At 74.7% G+C, this 16,097-nt stretch carries 19 protein-coding genes; 8 read left to right on the top strand and 11 right to left on the bottom strand.

Annotation, left to right across the window (positions count from 1 at the left end):
- Window positions 1-19: 19 nt before the first annotated feature.
- A complete protein-coding gene (locus tag FHX32_RS33090; RefSeq protein ID WP_167191917.1) occupies window positions 20-163 on the top strand; it encodes a hypothetical protein in 144 nt (47 codons plus the stop codon).
- Entirely contained in the window at window positions 160-1,125 is a 966-nt protein-coding gene (locus FHX32_RS33085; protein WP_486481455.1) for an MOSC domain-containing protein, read from the top strand. The genes FHX32_RS33090 and FHX32_RS33085 overlap by 4 nt, the downstream gene beginning before the upstream one ends.
- A 6-nt stretch (window positions 1,126-1,131) precedes the next feature.
- Here FHX32_RS33085 and FHX32_RS33080 read toward each other — a convergent pair whose 3' ends face one another.
- The 6 genes from FHX32_RS33080 to FHX32_RS33055 all read right to left on the bottom strand — a co-directional run bounded on the left by FHX32_RS33080 (window position 1,132) and on the right by FHX32_RS33055 (window position 6,295).
- A complete protein-coding gene (locus FHX32_RS33080) occupies window positions 1,132-2,610 on the bottom strand; it encodes a protein kinase domain-containing protein (protein ID WP_167191916.1) in 1,479 nt (492 codons plus the stop codon).
- Window positions 2,611-2,722: 112 nt separating this feature from the next.
- A complete protein-coding gene (locus FHX32_RS33075) occupies window positions 2,723-2,926 on the bottom strand; it encodes a hypothetical protein (RefSeq protein ID WP_167191913.1) in 204 nt (67 codons plus the stop codon).
- Window positions 2,927-2,928: 2 nt separating this feature from the next.
- Window positions 2,929-3,993 carry a LacI family DNA-binding transcriptional regulator gene (locus FHX32_RS33070; RefSeq protein WP_167191911.1) on the bottom strand — a complete coding sequence of 355 codons (1,065 nt, stop codon included), beginning with the start codon at window positions 3,991-3,993 and terminating at the stop codon, window positions 2,929-2,931.
- A gap of 112 nt (window positions 3,994-4,105) precedes the next feature.
- Complete coding sequence (locus tag FHX32_RS33065) at window positions 4,106-4,954, bottom strand: SAM-dependent methyltransferase (protein ID WP_167191909.1); 849 nt, start codon at window positions 4,952-4,954, stop codon at window positions 4,106-4,108.
- 91 nt (window positions 4,955-5,045) lie between these two features.
- Window positions 5,046-5,933 carry a Scr1 family TA system antitoxin-like transcriptional regulator gene (locus FHX32_RS33060; RefSeq protein WP_167191907.1) on the bottom strand — a complete coding sequence of 296 codons (888 nt, stop codon included), beginning with the start codon at window positions 5,931-5,933 and terminating at the stop codon, window positions 5,046-5,048.
- A gap of 122 nt (window positions 5,934-6,055) precedes the next feature.
- Window positions 6,056-6,295 (bottom strand): DUF397 domain-containing protein, encoded by a 240-nt coding sequence (locus FHX32_RS33055; protein ID WP_167191905.1) that lies wholly within the window; start codon window positions 6,293-6,295, stop codon window positions 6,056-6,058.
- A 233-nt stretch (window positions 6,296-6,528) separates the two neighbouring features.
- Here FHX32_RS33055 and FHX32_RS33050 point away from each other — a divergent pair, with 233 nt between their 5' ends.
- Window positions 6,529-7,179, top strand: coding sequence for a GGDEF domain-containing protein (locus FHX32_RS33050; protein WP_167191902.1), 651 nt, complete (start codon window positions 6,529-6,531; stop codon window positions 7,177-7,179).
- A 21-nt stretch (window positions 7,180-7,200) separates the two neighbouring features.
- Here the strand turns inward: FHX32_RS33050 and FHX32_RS33045 are convergent, their stop codons facing one another.
- The 5 genes from FHX32_RS33045 to FHX32_RS33020 form a co-directional block, all read right to left on the bottom strand.
- Window positions 7,201-8,214 (bottom strand): phosphotransferase, encoded by a 1,014-nt coding sequence (locus tag FHX32_RS33045; RefSeq protein WP_167191900.1) that lies wholly within the window; start codon window positions 8,212-8,214, stop codon window positions 7,201-7,203.
- 122 nt (window positions 8,215-8,336) lie between these two features.
- Window positions 8,337-9,566, bottom strand: a complete 1,230-nt coding sequence (locus tag FHX32_RS33040) for an IS110 family RNA-guided transposase (protein ID WP_167179979.1) — start codon at window positions 9,564-9,566, stop codon at window positions 8,337-8,339.
- Between the two features lie 236 nt (window positions 9,567-9,802).
- Window positions 9,803-10,276, bottom strand: coding sequence for an SRPBCC family protein (locus FHX32_RS33035; RefSeq protein WP_167191898.1), 474 nt, complete (start codon window positions 10,274-10,276; stop codon window positions 9,803-9,805).
- Window positions 10,260-10,604, bottom strand: a complete 345-nt coding sequence (locus FHX32_RS33030) for a metalloregulator ArsR/SmtB family transcription factor (protein ID WP_167191896.1) — start codon at window positions 10,602-10,604, stop codon at window positions 10,260-10,262. The genes FHX32_RS33035 and FHX32_RS33030 overlap by 17 nt, the downstream gene beginning before the upstream one ends.
- A gap of 264 nt (window positions 10,605-10,868) precedes the next feature.
- The gene (locus FHX32_RS33020) at window positions 10,869-11,363 is read right to left on the bottom strand and encodes a type II toxin-antitoxin system PemK/MazF family toxin (protein ID WP_167191894.1); all 495 of its coding nucleotides are present in this window, start codon (window positions 11,361-11,363) and stop codon (window positions 10,869-10,871) included.
- Window positions 11,364-11,455: 92 nt separating this feature from the next.
- Between FHX32_RS33020 and FHX32_RS33015 the strand changes: the two genes are divergently transcribed.
- From FHX32_RS33015 to FHX32_RS32995, 5 genes are all read left to right on the top strand, one after another.
- A complete protein-coding gene (locus FHX32_RS33015) occupies window positions 11,456-12,058 on the top strand; it encodes a DUF4291 domain-containing protein (RefSeq protein WP_167191892.1) in 603 nt (200 codons plus the stop codon).
- Window positions 12,059-12,174: 116 nt separating this feature from the next.
- On the top strand, window positions 12,175-12,600 hold the full coding sequence (locus tag FHX32_RS33010; RefSeq protein ID WP_167191890.1) for an OsmC family protein: 426 nt from the start codon (window positions 12,175-12,177) through the stop codon (window positions 12,598-12,600).
- Entirely contained in the window at window positions 12,593-13,516 is a 924-nt protein-coding gene (gene blaOXA / locus FHX32_RS33005) for a class D beta-lactamase (RefSeq protein WP_208419642.1), read from the top strand. Before FHX32_RS33010 ends, blaOXA begins: the two co-directional genes overlap by 8 nt.
- Before the next feature lie 711 nt (window positions 13,517-14,227).
- On the top strand, window positions 14,228-14,743 hold the full coding sequence (locus FHX32_RS33000) for an NUDIX domain-containing protein (RefSeq protein ID WP_167191888.1): 516 nt from the start codon (window positions 14,228-14,230) through the stop codon (window positions 14,741-14,743).
- 64 nt (window positions 14,744-14,807) lie between these two features.
- Complete coding sequence (locus tag FHX32_RS32995; protein ID WP_167191886.1) at window positions 14,808-16,073, top strand: serpin family protein; 1,266 nt, start codon at window positions 14,808-14,810, stop codon at window positions 16,071-16,073.
- Window positions 16,074-16,097: the final 24 nt, after the last annotated feature.

Genomic DNA, 16,097 nt, shown 5'->3' with positions numbered 1-16,097 from the left:
GGGCGGTTATGGTGGCGGCGTGACCGCGTCGCTCCCCCTCGCCTTCGGCCACGACGGCGGCGTCCACCCGCTCGACGCCGGCCGGGTGCTGCGCCGCTACCGGCGCGGTGACGACGTCCGGCACGAGGCGGCCGCCCTGGTCCGGGCCGGGGTGACCGGATGAGCGGCCGGCTGGCCCAGCTCTGGCGGTACCCGGTCAAGTCGATGCTGGGCGAGCGGCTGACCGCGGCCGAGGTGACCGCGACCGGTGTGACCGGCGACCGGGGGCTGGCCCTGGTGCACCGGGAAACCGGCCGGGTGGCCAGCGCCAAGCATCCGCGGCACTGGCGCGGCCTGCTCACCCTCCGGGCGTCCGGCACCGCGCCCGGGCCGGTCCGGATCGCCCTCCCCGACGGGCGGACCGTGTCGAGTGTGGACGGCGAGGTGGACGAGGTGCTGTCCCGGGTGCTCGGCGCGCCGGTGACGCTGACCGCCACGCCGCCCGACGGGGCGGTGCTGGACCGGGCCCGTCCGGAGGCGGTGCTCGACGCCGGCGTCACCGCGGACGTGCCGGTGGACCTGAGCCCGCTCGGCACCGCCGCGCCCGGGACGTTCTTCGACTTCGCCCCGATCCACCTGGTCACCACCGCGACCCTGCGCCGGCTGGCGGCCGACGCCCCGGGCGGTGCCACCGGCCGGGACGGCGCCGGCACCAGCGGCCCGCTCGGCGACCCGACCAGTGCACCGGGCGACCGGGCCGGCGGCCTCCTCGGCCACCCGACCGGGGAGCGGGACGACCGCGCCGGCGGCGAGGCGCCCGGCGGCGGCTTCGAGCCGGTGCGCTACCGGCCGAACCTGGTGCTCGACGTCCCGGCGGACGGGTTCGTGGAGAACGAGTGGGTGGGACGGGAGCTGCGGATCGGGGACGCGCTGGTGCTGCGGGTGCTGGCGGCCACGCCGCGCTGCGCGGTGCCGACCCTGGCGCACGGCGAGCTGCCGCGGCAGGTGGCGGCGCTGCGGGCCCCGGCGCGGCTCAACCGGATCGCGCCCCTGCCCCAGCTCGACCCGCAGCCCTGCGTCGGCGCGTACGCGCTGGTGCTGCGGGCCGGGCGGATCGCGGAGGGAGCGCCGGTCGAGGTCGGCTGAGCCGGCTCAGTCGTCGTCCTCGTCGTCGCCGGGCACCCCGGTGACCCGGTCGAGCAGGTCGTTCAGGCGGTCCGCGGCGTCCGGCGAGATCCGCTCCCGCTCTTCCGCCTCGGCGATGCGCTTGCGCAGGTCCTCGATCCGCTTGGCGCGGTCCTTCGGCTTGCTGCGGGCCAAGTCGACGAGCTTGTCCCGCAGCTCCTCGACGGTCCGCCGGTCGATCTCGCCCCGGGCCTGGATCTGGGCGAGCAGCGCGGCGAATTCGGCGGCCAGTTGCCGGAACCCGACCGGCTGTGCCCCGTTGCTGGTCGACGGTGGGGCGCTGCTCGGCTCCGGCGCGGGTTCGCTGCTGGTGGGCGGTGCGGCCGGGGCGGAGGCGGACGGACCGGCCGTGCTCGGCGCGCTGCCGTCGCCGTCGGCGAGCACGAGCACCCCGACCAGGCCGAGCAGCAGCGCCAGACCGGCCGCGACCAGCCCGGTCAGCGCCCGGTTGGACCGGTCGGGAGCCCGCTCCGGCGGCGTCGGACTCGGCGTCGCACCCGCTGCGGGCCGGGGGTACGCCAGGGACCGGTCGACCAGGGTGGGCGGGTGTCCGGCCGGTGGGCGGGCGGCGGCGGGAACGGTCGGCAGGATGGCGGTGGGCGGGTCGGCCGGCTGGCCGGCGGCGAACCGGTTGGCCAGCTGCGCCGCGGTGGGGCGGCGGGCCGGGTCGGCGGCGAGGCAGGCCAGGGTCAGCTCGGCGATGTCGGCGGGCAGGCCGGGGATCCGCAGCGGGGGCACCGGCGTGTGCCGGGCGTGCACCTCCATCGCGTCCTCCCAGGTCTGCACGGGCAGCGGGGCCCGACCGGTGAGGGTGCGGTAGAGCAGCGCGCCGAGGGCGTAGACGTCGCTGGCCGGGTTCGGCGCGCCGGAGGTCATCCGCTCCGGCGCGAAGTACGCCGGCGTGCCCATCAGCAGTTCGCCGGTCTGGCCGGCGAGCGGGTGGTGCGGGCCGGCGAGGGCGGCGATGCCGAAGTCGAGCACCTTGGCGCCGGTGTCGGTGAGCATGACGTTGCCTGGCTTGATGTCGCGGTGCACCACGCCGATGCGGTGGGCGGCGGCGAGCGCGGCGGCGACCTGGCCGGCCATCCGCACCGCGTCGGGCCAGGCGAGCGGACCGGCGGCGAGCCGGTCGGCGAGGTTGCGCCCCTCGACCAGCTCCATCACCAGGTACGGCACCACGGTGCCGCCGGCCAGGGTGGCCTCGCCGTAGTCGTACACCTGGGTGACGTGCGGGTGGGTGAGCCGGGCGGCGGCGCGGGCCTCGCGCTGGATGGTGGCCCGCAGCTGCGGGTCGGCCGCCAGCTCGCCGGCGAGCGCCTTCACGGCGACCGGGCGCCCGAGCACGTCGTCGTCGGCGCGCCACACCTCGGACATCCCGCCGAGGCCGATGCGCTCGCGCAGGACGTACCGGTCGTGCAGCCGGAGGCTGGGAGTGAACGGCGACATAGGCGTCCAGTCTGCCTGGCCCGCCGGACCGGCCACCAGCCGCGGTGCCCGGTCCGGCCTCGGGCGTGCCGGATCGTGCCGGTACGTCCGGTGTCGCGGACCCGCGACACCGCTACGAGCAGCGCGGAGGTGCCGGCAGCGGCGCCGGCTGGATCCGGTCGGCGAGCCGGCGCAGCGCGGCGGCCGTGGCCCGCCGGGTGGGCGCGAGCCGGGCGGGCCGGGGCCGCTCGGGGCGCACCGGCGCGTCCGGCCGGGCCGAGTTGACGTGTCGGGTCACCGCGTCGATGGCGAAGATGTAGCCGGTGGGCTGTTCCATGGTCAACTCCTCGGGACGGGTCCGGTGGTCGACCGGACGACGAGTGCGGTGGGCAGCAGGACGTGCCCTGCCGCAGGCTCCGTGGGCGGGTCGAGCAGCAGCTCGGCGGCGATGCGCCCCTTCTCCTCGGCCGGCTGGCGGACGGTGGTGAGGCCGGCCTCGGCGGCCTCGGCGATGTCGTCGAAGCCGGTCACCGAGACCGGGGGCCGGCCGGCGTCGCGGTGGGCGGCGAGCGCGTCGAGCACGCCCAGCGCCAGCACGTCGGAGGTGGCCAGCACGGCGGTCGGCGGGTCGGCCGCGGCGAGCGTGTCGGTCACCGCCGCGGTGGCGGCCGCCCGGTTGTTGTCGGCGGCGTTGAGCACGGTCAGCTCGGACCAGGCGACGCCGATCTCGGCGAAGGCGTCGGCGAACCCGGCGAACCGGCCGTGGGTGGTGGGGTGCGGCGCGTCGTCCGGCCCGGCGAGCCGCAGCGGGCCGGGCGCCGCGCCCGGCAGCACACTGTCGCCGAGCAGCGCGACCCGCCGGTGGCCGAGCCCGGCGACGTGGGCGGCGATCGAGCGGGCCGCGGCGCGCTCGTCGATGCCGACGTAGCGGTCGGCGGGACCGGCGTGCGGCCGGGGCACGGTGGTGACGATCGGCAGGCCCCGCTCGCGGAGCACGTCGACCACCCAGCCCTCGTCGCCCACGCAGTAGACGCAGAACCCGTCGACCGCTGCGTTCTCCACCGCCCGCCGGGCGGCCGCCCCGTCGGGCGGCACCGGCACGAGCAGCAGGCTGGTGCCGTGCCGCTCGGCCGCCGCGGCGACGCCGGCCAGGAAGCGGACCGCGAACGGGTCGGTGAAGGCGTACGACAGCTCCGGCTCGAAGAGCACGCCGATCGCGCCGACGTAGCCGCGCCGCAGCGACCGCGCGGTGGGGTTGGGGCCGGGGTAGCCGATCCGCTGGGCGGTCTCCAGGATCCGCCGGCGCAGCTCGGCGGAAAGCTGGTCGGGACGACTGTAGGCGTTGGAGACGGTGCTGCGGGAGACGCCGACGGCGTCCGCCACGGCCTGCAGGGTCGGCTTCACCGGCACCCCCTTCTGGATCGATTCAGTCTGGATCGATTCAGAGACTAACCGGAGGACGGACATCGGTCAATGCGAAAGCGAGAACGCGCCGGCCCGGCCGGCGCGGCGGCGGTCAGGACCTGCGGGCGACCGCTCCGTACATGCTGACCTCGGCGGCCGACGGGCGGGGCCGCGGCTCGCCGTCGGCCCGCCACTCGGCGACCGAGGTGAGGCCGGGGTCGACCACCTCGAGCCCGGCGAAGAACCGGGCCACCTCGGACCGGCTGCGCAGGGTGATCAGGCCGTGCGGTCCACCGCCCCGCCCGGCCGCCTCCGCCTCCGCGGCGACCTCGGGCGGCAGGTAGTCGGCGGTGGCGTGCGACGCGGCCAGGTAACTGCCCGCGGGCAGCGCGTCGAGCAGCCGGCCGACCAGGCCCCACGGGTCGTCGGAGTCCGGGACGAAGTGCAGGATCGCCACCAGCATCAGCCCGACCGGCCGGGACAGGTCGATGGTGCGCCGCAGATCGGGATGGGCCAGGATCCGCTCCGGGTCGCGCAGGTCCGCGTCGAGGTACGCGGTCGCGCCCTCGGCCGAACTGGTGAGCAGCGCCCGCGCGTGGGCGAGCACGATCGGATCGTTGTCGACGTAGACCACCCGGGACTCGGGCGCGATGGCCTGGGCGACCTCGTGGGTGTTGTCGGCGGTCGGGATGCCGGTGCCGATGTCGAGGAACTGGCGGATGCCCGCCTCGCGGGCGAGATGACCGACGGCGCGCTGGAGGAAGCGGCGGTTCTCCAGGGCGGTGGTGCGGATGGTCGGGAAGGCCGCCGCGATGGCGTCGCCGGAGTCCCGGTCGGCCTGGAAGTTGTCCTTGCCGCCGAGCCAGTAGTTGTAGCGGCGGGCCGGGTGGGCCACCGAGGTGTCGATGCGGTCGCTGGGGTGGGCGGAGCCGGTCACGGCCCCCGGGGCGTCGGTGCTCACGGCTGCCTCCACGACTCTCGTGCCACCCGCCGGTGGGTCCGTCCCCTGTCGCTGGTCGCCCATGATAGTCCCGGTGGCGGCAGACAGTCGATCACCGCGGGTAGAGCTCGTCGCGGAGCCGGGCGAGCAGCTCCGGCGTCCGCTCCGGCGGCTCGGCCTCGACGCAGAGCCGCTCCATCGCCACCGCGTAGTAGTCGAGGTCGTCGCGCTTGTCGAGGTAGAGCGCGCTGGTGAGCTGCTCGATGTAGACGATGTCGGGCAGGTCCTGGTCGCCGAAGCGCAGGATGCTGAAGGCGCCGCCGGCCGCGGCGTGGCCACCGGCGGTGAACGGGACGACCTGCAACCGGATGCTAGGCGCCGACGTCGCCTCGATCAACGCGGTCAGCTGCTCGCGCATCACCGCCGGCCCACCGATCGGCCGGCGCAGCGCGGCCTCGTCGACCACCGCCCAGAGCTGGGGCGGGTGCGGGCGGCGCAGTAGCTGCTGGCGCCGCATCCGCAGGTCGACCCGGCGGTCGACCTCCGCGGCGTCGGCCCGGGGGTGGCCGAGCAGCACCACGGCCCGGGCGTACGCCGGGGTCTGCAACAGGCCGGGCACGAACTGCACCTCGTAGGTACGGATCAGCGCGGCGGCGGCCTCCAGCCCGAGGTAGGACTGGAACCAGCTGGGCAGCACGTCGCCGTAGCGGTGCCACCAGCCCGGGCTGTTGGCGTCCCGGGCGAGCTTGAGCAGCGGCTCCCGCTCCTCGGGCGCGGTGACGCCGTAGAGGGTGAGCAGGTCGGCGACGTCGCGCTCCTTGAACCCGACCCGACCCAGCTCCATCCGACTGATCTTGGATTCGGAGGCCCGGATCTCCCAGCCGGCGCCCTCCCGGGTCACCCCGCTGGCCTCCCGCAGCCGCCGCAACTGGGCGCCGAGCAGCATCCGCAGCACGGTCGGGCCGGTCGCCGGACCGCCCTCTGCGGAAACCATGGTCATGTGCCGCCCTCCGCACCTCGGCCGGACGCCCCCGCCCGGCCGACGTGTAAGCATGCCATGAACCCTCAGTGAGACGAACTCCTCCGAAGCGGTGGATCCGGTCCGGTCGACGGGACGGCCGGTCAGCCGATGAGGTGGTCGAAGTCGCCGTCGCGCGCGCCGAGCACGAAGGCGGCGATCTCGTCCACTGTGTAGATCAGCGCCGGCCCCTCCGGGTGGCGGGAGTTGCGCACCGCGATGCCCGCTCCGCCGGGCAGCTCGGCCAGCTCGACGCAGTTGCCGCTGGGGTTGCTCCGGCGGCTCTTCTGCCAGGTGAGCGGAGGCAGCTGGTTGATCGGAACGCCGTTGGGTGGCTGCTGCATCAAGCGGTGTCTTTCTCTCCGGGAGCCCGCCGGCGGCGGCCGGGGGTTGCCGCGGCGGTCGACGAAGGGCCTCCTGCACGTGCATCTGCTCTTGCATCTGCATCGGACGGCGAGCATGATAACGCACGTGAATGGTGCTCACCCGTTCACGTTGAGTTACTCCGAGCTGGGCTGGCTCGGAGTAGGCAGCCACCCGGCCGACGGCCGGCGGCGTTGCGGCGATGGGAGGGTTCGTGCCGGATCCGATGTCCGTGGCGTCCGGCATCTGCGCCGCTGGCGCGCTCCTCACCTCCTGGCAGCTGCGGCAGCGCGCGCTGCGCGCCGAAGCCGAGATCGAGCATCTCCAGGCCGAACTGGCGGCTGAACGGCACGCGGCCAGCCACGACCCCCTGACCGGCCTGCCCAACCGCCGCGCCTTCTACCGGCTGGCCGCCACCCTGCTCACCCGGGCGGACGGCCGGACGCTGATCGCGGTGGTCGTCGACCTCGACGACTTCAAGCAGGTCAACGACCGCTTCGGGCACGCCGCCGGCGACCAGGTGCTGATCATCGTGGCCGAGCGGCTGACCGCGTTCGCCGGCGACAACCTGGTCGCCCGGCTCGGCGGCGACGAGTTCGCCGGCCTGCTGGCCAGCCCGACCGTCGACCGGCGGTGGATCGACCACGCCACCCGGCGGCTCGGCGAGACGCTCGGCGCGCCCATCCCGCTCGGCGGGCGCAGCGTGCGGGTCACCGCGTCGGTCGGGCTCGCGCCGGTCACCGGCCCGGCACAGCTCACCGAGGCGCTCGGGCGCGCCGACGCCGCCATGTACCGGGCCAAGAGCCTCGGCACCGGTCGTCCGCCCCGGCAGCTGGTGGACAGCCCCCGCCTCGCCGAATGCTGACGGCGACCCCCGGCGGGCCGGTCAGGCTCGCGCTGGGCGCGACCCGCGCAGGGCGGAGCGGGCGAGGGTGACCAGCCCGTCCGGCGAGATCAACCCCCGGACGATGTCCAGCGCCTGCCGCCGCTCCCCCTCGGCCCGCGCCACGTCGAGCACCTGCCCGGCCCAGTCGCCCAGGTCGTCGAGCGCACGGACGGTGAGGAACCAGGCCAGCCGGGCCGGATCGGGCTCGGTGGGGCCGTAGCCGACGCGGAACGCAGCCTGCTGCGCCGCGGTGACCGGGGCGAAGGCCAGCACCCCGCCGAAGACGAACATCAGGTCGCACTCGGGCGGGGCGAGCACGGCGTCGTCCCAGTCGATCAGCCAGATCCGTCCGGCCGGCCCGAGCAGCAGGTTGCCCAGGTGCGGGTCGCCGTGGCAGACCACGGCCCGCGCCGGCCGGCCGCGCAGCTCGGCGCCGAGCGGCTCCACCGCGGCGGCCAGCTCGGCCACCGGGCCGGCGGCGGTCCGCCAGAGCCGGGCCAGTTCGTCGGCGAGCGGGTCACCCGGCCGGTGCCGGTTCACCCGTTCGTCGACCGCGCGCAGGGTGGCGAGCACCGCCGGATGGGTGCCGCCGCCGGGCGGCAGCAGGCCGGCCAGCTCGTCGGTCACCTCCGCCGCGTGCACCCGGGCCAGCACCTCGCCGTACGAACGCCAGTGGGCGTCGGTCATCGCGCCGCCGAGCGCCCGCTCGTCGGAGACCCAGGGCAGGACGGAGAGGCGGCGGTTGTCCCGGACGGTCCACGGTCGACCGTCGGGGCCGGGCAGTGGCGCGGGGATTCCCGGCACCCGCTGCCGGGCGAGGTGCGCCGACACGATCAGCCCGGCCGGCGTGCCGCCGCCGCTCAACTTGACCGCGTACCGGCCGCCGTCGGCGGCCTCGGCCCGCCACAGCAGGGCACGCCGGTCGGCGCCGAGGTCGACCGGCTCGGTGCCGGTGAGGCGCAGCCCGAAGTCGTCGTGCACCCAGTCGGTCAGCGGCAGCGGGTCTTCGGCCATCGGCACACCCTGCCAGCGACGGCGGGATGGGCGTACCGAATTTTCGACGCGCCCCGCGCGGCGCCGCGGCCGGTGCCGGCCGCGGCGCCCACCCCGGGTCAGACACCCCAGGAGCTGAGGTGTCAAGCAGCGGTGGGTAGGGCGGTTCGGTGTGACCAAGCGGTGGCTTGGTCGTAATGGGTGTTGGTCTTGAGGCAGCCGTGGAGGATGCCGACGAGGCGGTTGCCGATCTGGCGTAGGGCGGCGGGGTGGCTGACGTCGCGGGCGCGGAGTTCGTCGTAGTAGGCACGGACGGCGGTGTCGTGCAGGATCGCGGCGCCGGCCTGCATGTGCAGGGCGTCGACGAGTCGGTCGTTGTGCACGAACCGGGCGTGGACGGTTTTGGTTTTGCCGGATTGGCGGGTGATGGGTGCGGTGCCGGCGTAGTTCTTGCGGGATCTGGCGTCGGTGTAGCGGCCGGGAGCGTCACCGAATTCTGCGAGCACCCGGGCGCCGAGGATGGCGCCGATGCCGGGCTGGCTGAGGTAGACCTCAGCGTCCGGGTGCTGGCCAAAATGGGCCTCGACCTGGCCTTCCATGGTGCGGATCTCGGTGTTGAGGGTCTGCAGGATTGCCACTGTGGCCCGGACGGTCGCCGCGTATGCGCCGGTGACGATCTCGGACTGGCCCAGGTGCGCGGTGCGCAGTGCCTGCCGGATCGCTGCCGCCTTGGTGGGGATGTCGCGTCGGCGGGCCCGTTTGAGTGCGGCGCTGATCTGCGCCACGGTCAGCTTGGCCGCCGCAGCCGGTGTCGGGGCCTTGGCCAGCAGTTCCAGGGTGTCCGAACCGGTGAGCGTCAGGACCTCGTATGCCTGCAGCGCGGCGGGGAAGTACTCCCGCAGCGCGGCCCGCAGCCGCAGCGTGTGCCGGGTGCGTTCCCAGATCAGCGTCTGGTGGGCCCGGGCGACGACCTTGACCGCCTCGGCGATGTCGGAGTCCGCGGCGACCTGCCGCAGCTGGTGCCGGCGGGTCCGCACCATGTCCGCCAGGGTGCGCGCGTCGGCCTTGTCGCTCTTGGCGCCCGAGATCGACATCAGCTCCCGATGCCGGGCGGCCTGCTTCGGGTTGACCCCGTAGACCTGATAGCCGGCCGCGACCAGCGCCCGTACCCACGGGCCACGGTCGGTCTCGATACACACCAGCACCTGCGCCGGCGAGGCATCCTCCGGCAAGAACCCGGCCACCAGGTCATGGAAACGAGCCACGCCGTCCACACCCTCGGGCAGCCGCACGGCCCGCAACGTCCGGCCGCGCTCGTCCTGCACCTCTACATCGTGATGATCTTCTGCCCAGTCGTCCCCGACGAACAGCACACCCGCCTCCGCTTCACCACACCGACCACTCTCGGCAGCCCACGGAAGAGCCCGGCGGCCTAATGGACCAGTGCTCACGCGCAGCGGCGGGCACGACACCCCATCAGCCGTTCCTCTCCCGACCACGAGCGGGGGCACGCTCTGACCCCAGGACTTCCAAGTCCAGGCGAGGGGAGTGCTCACCCACCCGCGGCTACCGGTGTCGAGTCTGCCAACGGCTCACCCGACAGCTCCCATTAGGCCAGGGTCTTCAGGTACTCCGCGAGCGCGTTGTAGGACTCGGCGGCCCCCTGCTCCATCCCGGAGCTGACCATGCCGTCCCGCTCCTGCTTCGTGTCGAAGCGGGTTGTCCCGGTGACCACGGTCCGGCCGCCCTGCTCGGTGAAGACCAGCGTCTCCACCGCGACGTGCCCCGGCATGCCCTCGTACTCGAAGGTCTGCACGATCCGGTCGGGCGCCTCGATCTCGCGGAACTCGCCGCGGAAGCCGTAGGAGTTGCCGTCCGGGGCGTGCTCGACGAACCGGTAGCGGCCGCCGACCCGGAAGTCGATCTCGACGTCGAGCGGGTTGCCCCGTCCCCACCAGCGCTTCAGGTGCTCCGCCCGGGTGTGCGCGGCGAAGACCAGGTCGCGCGGGGCGTCGAAGGCACGGGTGAGGGTGATCTCGTGGTCGGAGGGAAGCTCCACGACCAGGTCACTGAGCTGACTCATCGCTGTTCTCCTTCAGTTCTCGCAGGTAGCTGTCCAACGTGTCGTAACGGTCGTCCCAGAGCCGGCGGTACTGGTCGACCCACTCGGCGAGCGTGCGCAGCGGCGTCGGGTCGAGGCGGCAGCGGCGCCACTGCGCCTCCCGGGTGCGCACGATCAACCCGGCCCGTTCCAGCACGTTGAGGTGCTTGGAGATGGCCTGGACGCTCACCGGGAACGGCTCCGCCAATTCGTTGACGGTCGCCTCGCCGGCCGCCAGCCGGGCCAGGATGGCCCGCCGGGTCGGGTCCGCGAGGGCGGCGAAGACGGTGCTGACCGGATCTGCTGACATCACCCTCAACCAACTGGTTTATAAACCGATAGGTTGAACATACTCGTCAGGCCGGCGCCACCTACTGGGTCGGCGAGGCGCTGCACAAACTCGACTACCGTGACGCCGGGCCGAAGCCGGACACCACCGGCCGCACCGCCAGGGCGCTGGCGCTCAACGCCGCGCACCTGACCCGGCTGCTGGCCGAGCAGCCGTACCCGCCGCCGGACGCGAAGAACGCCGGGGTCGGCCCCAGCCGGGAGCCGGCCTGACCACGGTGGTCGGTCACCGCCACCCGTAGCCGGCGCGCAGCGCCCGACCCACCCGGTCGAAGCGGGCGCGGTCCAGCACCGCGCCCTCCCGCCGGATGCTGTCCTCGCGCATGGTCAGCACCCGGTCCAGTCGCACCCAGCTGGGCCGGTTGTCCCGGTCCCAGGAACCCGGGCCGAGGGCCAGCCAGTGCCGCTGTCCGTCCCGCTCGCTCTGGCTGGACAACATCAACCCGAACAGCGTCCGGCTGTGCCGGCCGACCACCAGCACCGGGCGGTCCTTGCCCTGGCGCGGGTCGTCCTCGTACGGCACCCAGGTCCAGACGATCTCCCCCGGGTCGGCGTGCCCGTCCAACTCCGGGGCGTACGTCAACTCACGGCGCTGCAGCACGGCGACCTGGCGCCGACGGGCGACCTGGGCCGGCGCGGGCCCGGAACGCCGGGGACGCGGGACGACGGCGCCGCCCACCCGGCTGATGCGTGCCGCCACGTTCCTCAACAGACCTGCCACGGCGGGCAGCCTATCGCCCGCCCACCGCGGGGCCGGCGGAGGCCGCGGCAATCCGGTGGCACTCGCACGCGGTCCCGTCGATGATCGTCGGCATGTCCGTGCCCGCCCACCAGGTCCGCGCCCGCTACTGTGCGGAGACCATCACCGTCTACCAGGCGTACCCGCCGGAGATCGCCCGCGCCGCGCTGGCCGCCGGACGCTTCGTGTCACCGTTCAAGCGGGAGCGGATGACCTGGATCAAGCCGTCGTTCCGCTGGATGATGTACCGCTGCGGCTGGGCCACCAAGCCGGGACAGGAACGCGTGCTGGCCGTCGAGATCACCCGCGCCGGGTTCGAGTGGGCGCTGGCGCACGCCGGCCTGAGCAGCTACGACCCGCGCCGGTACGCCGACCGGGCCGCCTGGTCGCGCCAGCTGAGATCCAGCCCGGTCCGGGTGCAGTGGGACCCGGAGCGGTCGCTGCGGCTCGCCCCGCTGCCGCACCGGTCGGTGCAGGTCGGGCTCTCCGGCGAGGCGGTGCGGCGGTACGTCGACGAGTGGCTGGTCGGCCTGACCGACGTGACCCCGACCGCCCGCGCCATCCGCGAACTGCTCGACGCCGGCGACGACCCGGCCGCCGAGGCGCTGCTGCCACCCGAGCGCCCGTACCCGTTGCCGCCCGAGGTCGCCGCCGTGGTCGGCGCGACGACGTCGTGACGGACTCCGACCGGTGACGACGGCGGGTGGGTGTCGAACCGCTCAGGACACCGGTACGCGGCCGGCGCGTGCTTGACTGGGGCGGTCGGTGCCGGGAAGGGTGAGGGCGGTGGCGGATGATCTTCGAGGTACGGACGCGGAGCCTGCCCGGTAGGCCGGCGGCGATCGGCTCCGCCGGGACGTACACCCTGGTGGTGGACCGACCCGCCGACGGCGGCGGCGAGGGCCTGGGGTTCAACGGGGGCCAGTTGCTCTACCTGGCGGTGGCCGGCTGCGTCTCCAACGACCTGTTCCGGGAGGCGCGGGCGGCCGGCATCGAGCTGTGGCGGGTGGAGGTGACCGTGCGCGGCGACTTCACCGGCGACCCGGCGGTCTCGACGGAGATCACCTACGACGTACGGGTGGAGGGGAACGCCTCGGCGGAGCGGCTCGGTGAGCTGGTCGGCCGGGTGGACGCGATCGCGGAGATCCCCAACTCGCTGCGCGCGGGCACGGCGGTGCGGCTGGGCCGGGCCGACGTGGTGGGCGGCGTCGGTGCCTGATCCGGCGCGCGGCAGCGGGACCGGCGGGGTCGGTCCGTCTCGCCGGACCGCCGTTGGCGCCCTTCTCGCGCTGACCCTGCTGGCCGGCTGCACCGACGGCGGCTCGCCGGGCGGCACGCCGGCCGCCGGGCCGTCGGCGGTCGCCACCACCGCGACGCCGGGCCCGTCGGCCGCCGCGCCCGTGGTCGAGACCCGCGACGACTTCGCCGCCCTGTTTCGGCAGGCGGGGCTGCGCGGCACCTTCGTGCTGTACGACGTCTCCGCCGGCCGCGTCGTGATGGTGGATCGGGCGCGGGCCGAGCGCCGGTTCATCCCCGCGTCGACGTTCAAGATCCCGCACAGCCTGATCGCGCTGGAGACCGGCGTGGTCCGCGACGAGCACGAGAAGGTCCCGTACGGCGGCCGGCCGCAGCGCGTCGCCGCCTGGGAGCAGGACATGGGGCTGCGGGACGGGATCCGCGTCTCCAACGTCCCGGTGTTCCAGGAACTGGCCCGGCGGATCGGCGCGGAGCGCGAGCGGGAGTGGCTGAACCGGCTCGGCTACGGCAACGGCGAGGTCGGTCCGGCGGTGGACCGGTTCTGGCTGAGCGGGCCGCTGGAGATCTCGGCCGACGAGCAGGCCCGGTGGCTGGCCCGGCTGGCCCGCGGCGAACTGCCGGCCGACCCGGCCCACCAGGCGACCGTGCGGGACATCCTGCGCCTGGAGCGCGGCGCCGGGCACAGCCTGTACGGCAAGACCGGGCTCACCGACGCCACTGACCCCGGCACCGGCTGGTGGGTCGGCTGGGTCGAGCGCGGCGACCGGCTCTACACGTTCGCGCTGAACGTGGACGTCACCACCGACGCCGACGCCGAGCGGCGGCTGCCGCTGGGCCGGCGGTTGCTGCACCGCCTCGGCGCCCTGCCCACCGCCTGACGAACCCGGAGGAAAGCCGCCGGTGGTCGGGCCGCCCCGGACAGCGAATGGGGCTACCGGCAGTTCACCATCGCGGGCCCCGGCGGCCACCGCCTGCACCTGTTCCGCTTCCTCGATTGAATCCACGGCAATCGAGCATGGAGGGCGGCCCACCGACCGCGGGTGGCCAGCGCGAGGTCAGATGCTGTCTACTTCGTAGTGGCCGTGGCCACAGCGATCAGAGTGCTTTGAAAATGCATGCTACCTCCGGCACATGTCGTCCTCCGGGAATTACGCCAAGGACCGTAACCTGAACGATCGCATCCCGTCCATGGCCTTCGATCGCCTAAACCATCGAGGATGGCGAGGTGATTTACTTTTCGGTCATGGGCGGAACGGCGTTGGGGTTCTGAGTCCGTACCCGGCCGAGCGCGTCCAGCTCGTCGAACCGGCTGCCGGGCCGCCGCTGCGTACGAGCCGGAGACGCCGGGTACCTCGATGCGACGGCGATGGCCGCATGGATCGCCCACCCCGATTTCCATGTCGTCAAGTGACCCGGCCCAGCAGCCGGTGGCCTGCCGCTCCTGGACCGGATTCCACGTTTCGGTGGAGGCGCGCCCGGTCGACCTCGAGCAGCCGCTACCGGCCTCGTCCGGAACGCTGCCGGACGGGGCAGGCTACGGTCGAACCGCGAAGCTGGCGACGACGCTGCGCCCACACCAGGGGGGGAACATGGCCGAACTGCCCGATGACCTGCCGATCTTCGAGCGCAGCGCGGTACGGCTGGTGGTGCTCGACGGCGACGACCGGGTGCTGCTGTTCCACACCCGCGACCCGGACCACCCCCGGCTGGGCACCTGGTGGGAGCTGCCCGGCGGCGGGATGGACCCCGGCGAGACGTACCTGGACACGGCGGTGCGCGAGCTGCGCGAGGAGACCGGCATCGTGGCCGATCCCGCGCAGATCGGCCCGCCCACCTGGCGACGGCGCGCCAGCTTCGTGCACCGGCAGCGGCGGCACCTCCAGGACGAGGTGATCGTCCCGGTACGGCTGGCCGGACCCGGACCGGACGTGGACGAGGCAGACCGGCTCGACTACGAGCTGGAGGACTACTTCGGGTTCCGGTGGTGGCCGGTCGCCGAGGTGGTCGCCAGCGGCGAGCGGTTCTACCCCGGCCAGCTGCCCGCGCTGCTGACCGGCTTCCTGGCCGGCGAGGAGATCGACGAGCCGTTCGAGCTGTGGTCGTAGCCGGGCCGGAAACCGGTCGGCCGACGGTGGTGACGCGCGCCCGCGCGGCGGGCACAGTGGAGCGGTGACGACGGACATCCGCACTCCCCTGGCCCGCTACGCCGACCGCCTGCACGCCCGGGCCGGCGACGGGCATCATGTCGCCTCCCCGCTAGGCGCCTGGCTGCTGCTGGCGCTCGCCGCACCGGCGGCCACCGGCCCGGCCCGCGCGGCGCTGGAGGAGGCGCTCGGCACCGACGCGTCCACCGCCGCCGAGGCCGCTCACGCCCTGCTGGCGGCGCCGCACCCGCTGGTCCCCTCGGCCACCGCGTTCTGGCACCGGCCCGACCACGGGACCGCCGCGCTCGACCGGTGGCGGGCCACCCTGCCGGGGCCGACCGCCACCGGCTCGGTGCCCGACCAGGCCGGCCTCGACGCGTGGGCCCGCGAGCACACCCTCGGCCTGATCGAGGCGTTCCCGCTGAAGGTCGACCCGGAGGTGCTGCTGATCCTGGCCAGCGCGCTGGCCACCCGGGTCTCCTGGGCCGACCCGTTCGACGTGGCGCCGGCCGCCGCGTTGGGGCCGGACAGCGCCTGGGCCGGCCGGCTGGACCGGGTACTGCGCACCCCGCGGCGCGGCCACCGCTGCTGGATCGCCACCGACCAGCGGGCCGGTGACGTCGTCGTGCACGCCGCGCCCGCCCAGCCGGCCGGGACCGGCGACGGCGAGGCCGGGTTGCTGGTGGTCTCCGTCGCGGCCGCGCCCGGCGTGCCGGCCGGGGACGTGCTGGCCGCCGCCCACGGGATCGCGACCGGTGCCCTCGACGCACCGGGCGATCAGCCCCCGCCCGGCCGGCGTTCCCTGTTCGACCTCCCGCTCGGCGACACGCCGCTGTGGACGCTGCGGGAGGAGCCGACCCGCACCTACGCCCCGGACGGCCGCGAGGAGCGCACCGCTGCCGTCCTGCCCTGCTGGTCGGCGGAGAGCCGGCACGAGCTGGTCGCGCCCGAGCTGGGGTTCGCCGCCGCGAACGCGGCCTTCGCCGAGCTGCTGGACGTCGTTCCGGAGCCGGATTTCGCAGCGGCCCAGGTGGCGATGGCCCGCTACGGTCGGTACGGCTTCGAGGCCGCCGCCGTCACCGCGCTGATGGACTGGATGAGCCTGCCGCCGGAGGGCGTCGCCCGGGTCGCCGAGCTGCGCTTCGGCCACCCGTACGCGGTGATCGCGGTAGCCACCGACACGCGGACCGGCGGGGCGACCGGGCCGTGGCACGGCCTGCCGGTCTTCTCCGCCTGGGTCGCGGAGCCGGATGAGCTGCCGGCGGCCGACCTGGCCGACCGGTACGAATGACCCTCGGGGGGCCCGCCGGGCGGG

The sequence above is a fragment of the Micromonospora sp. CNZ280 genome, from assembly GCF_011759515.1.
This window is presented reverse-complemented; position numbering and strand designations above follow the sequence as displayed.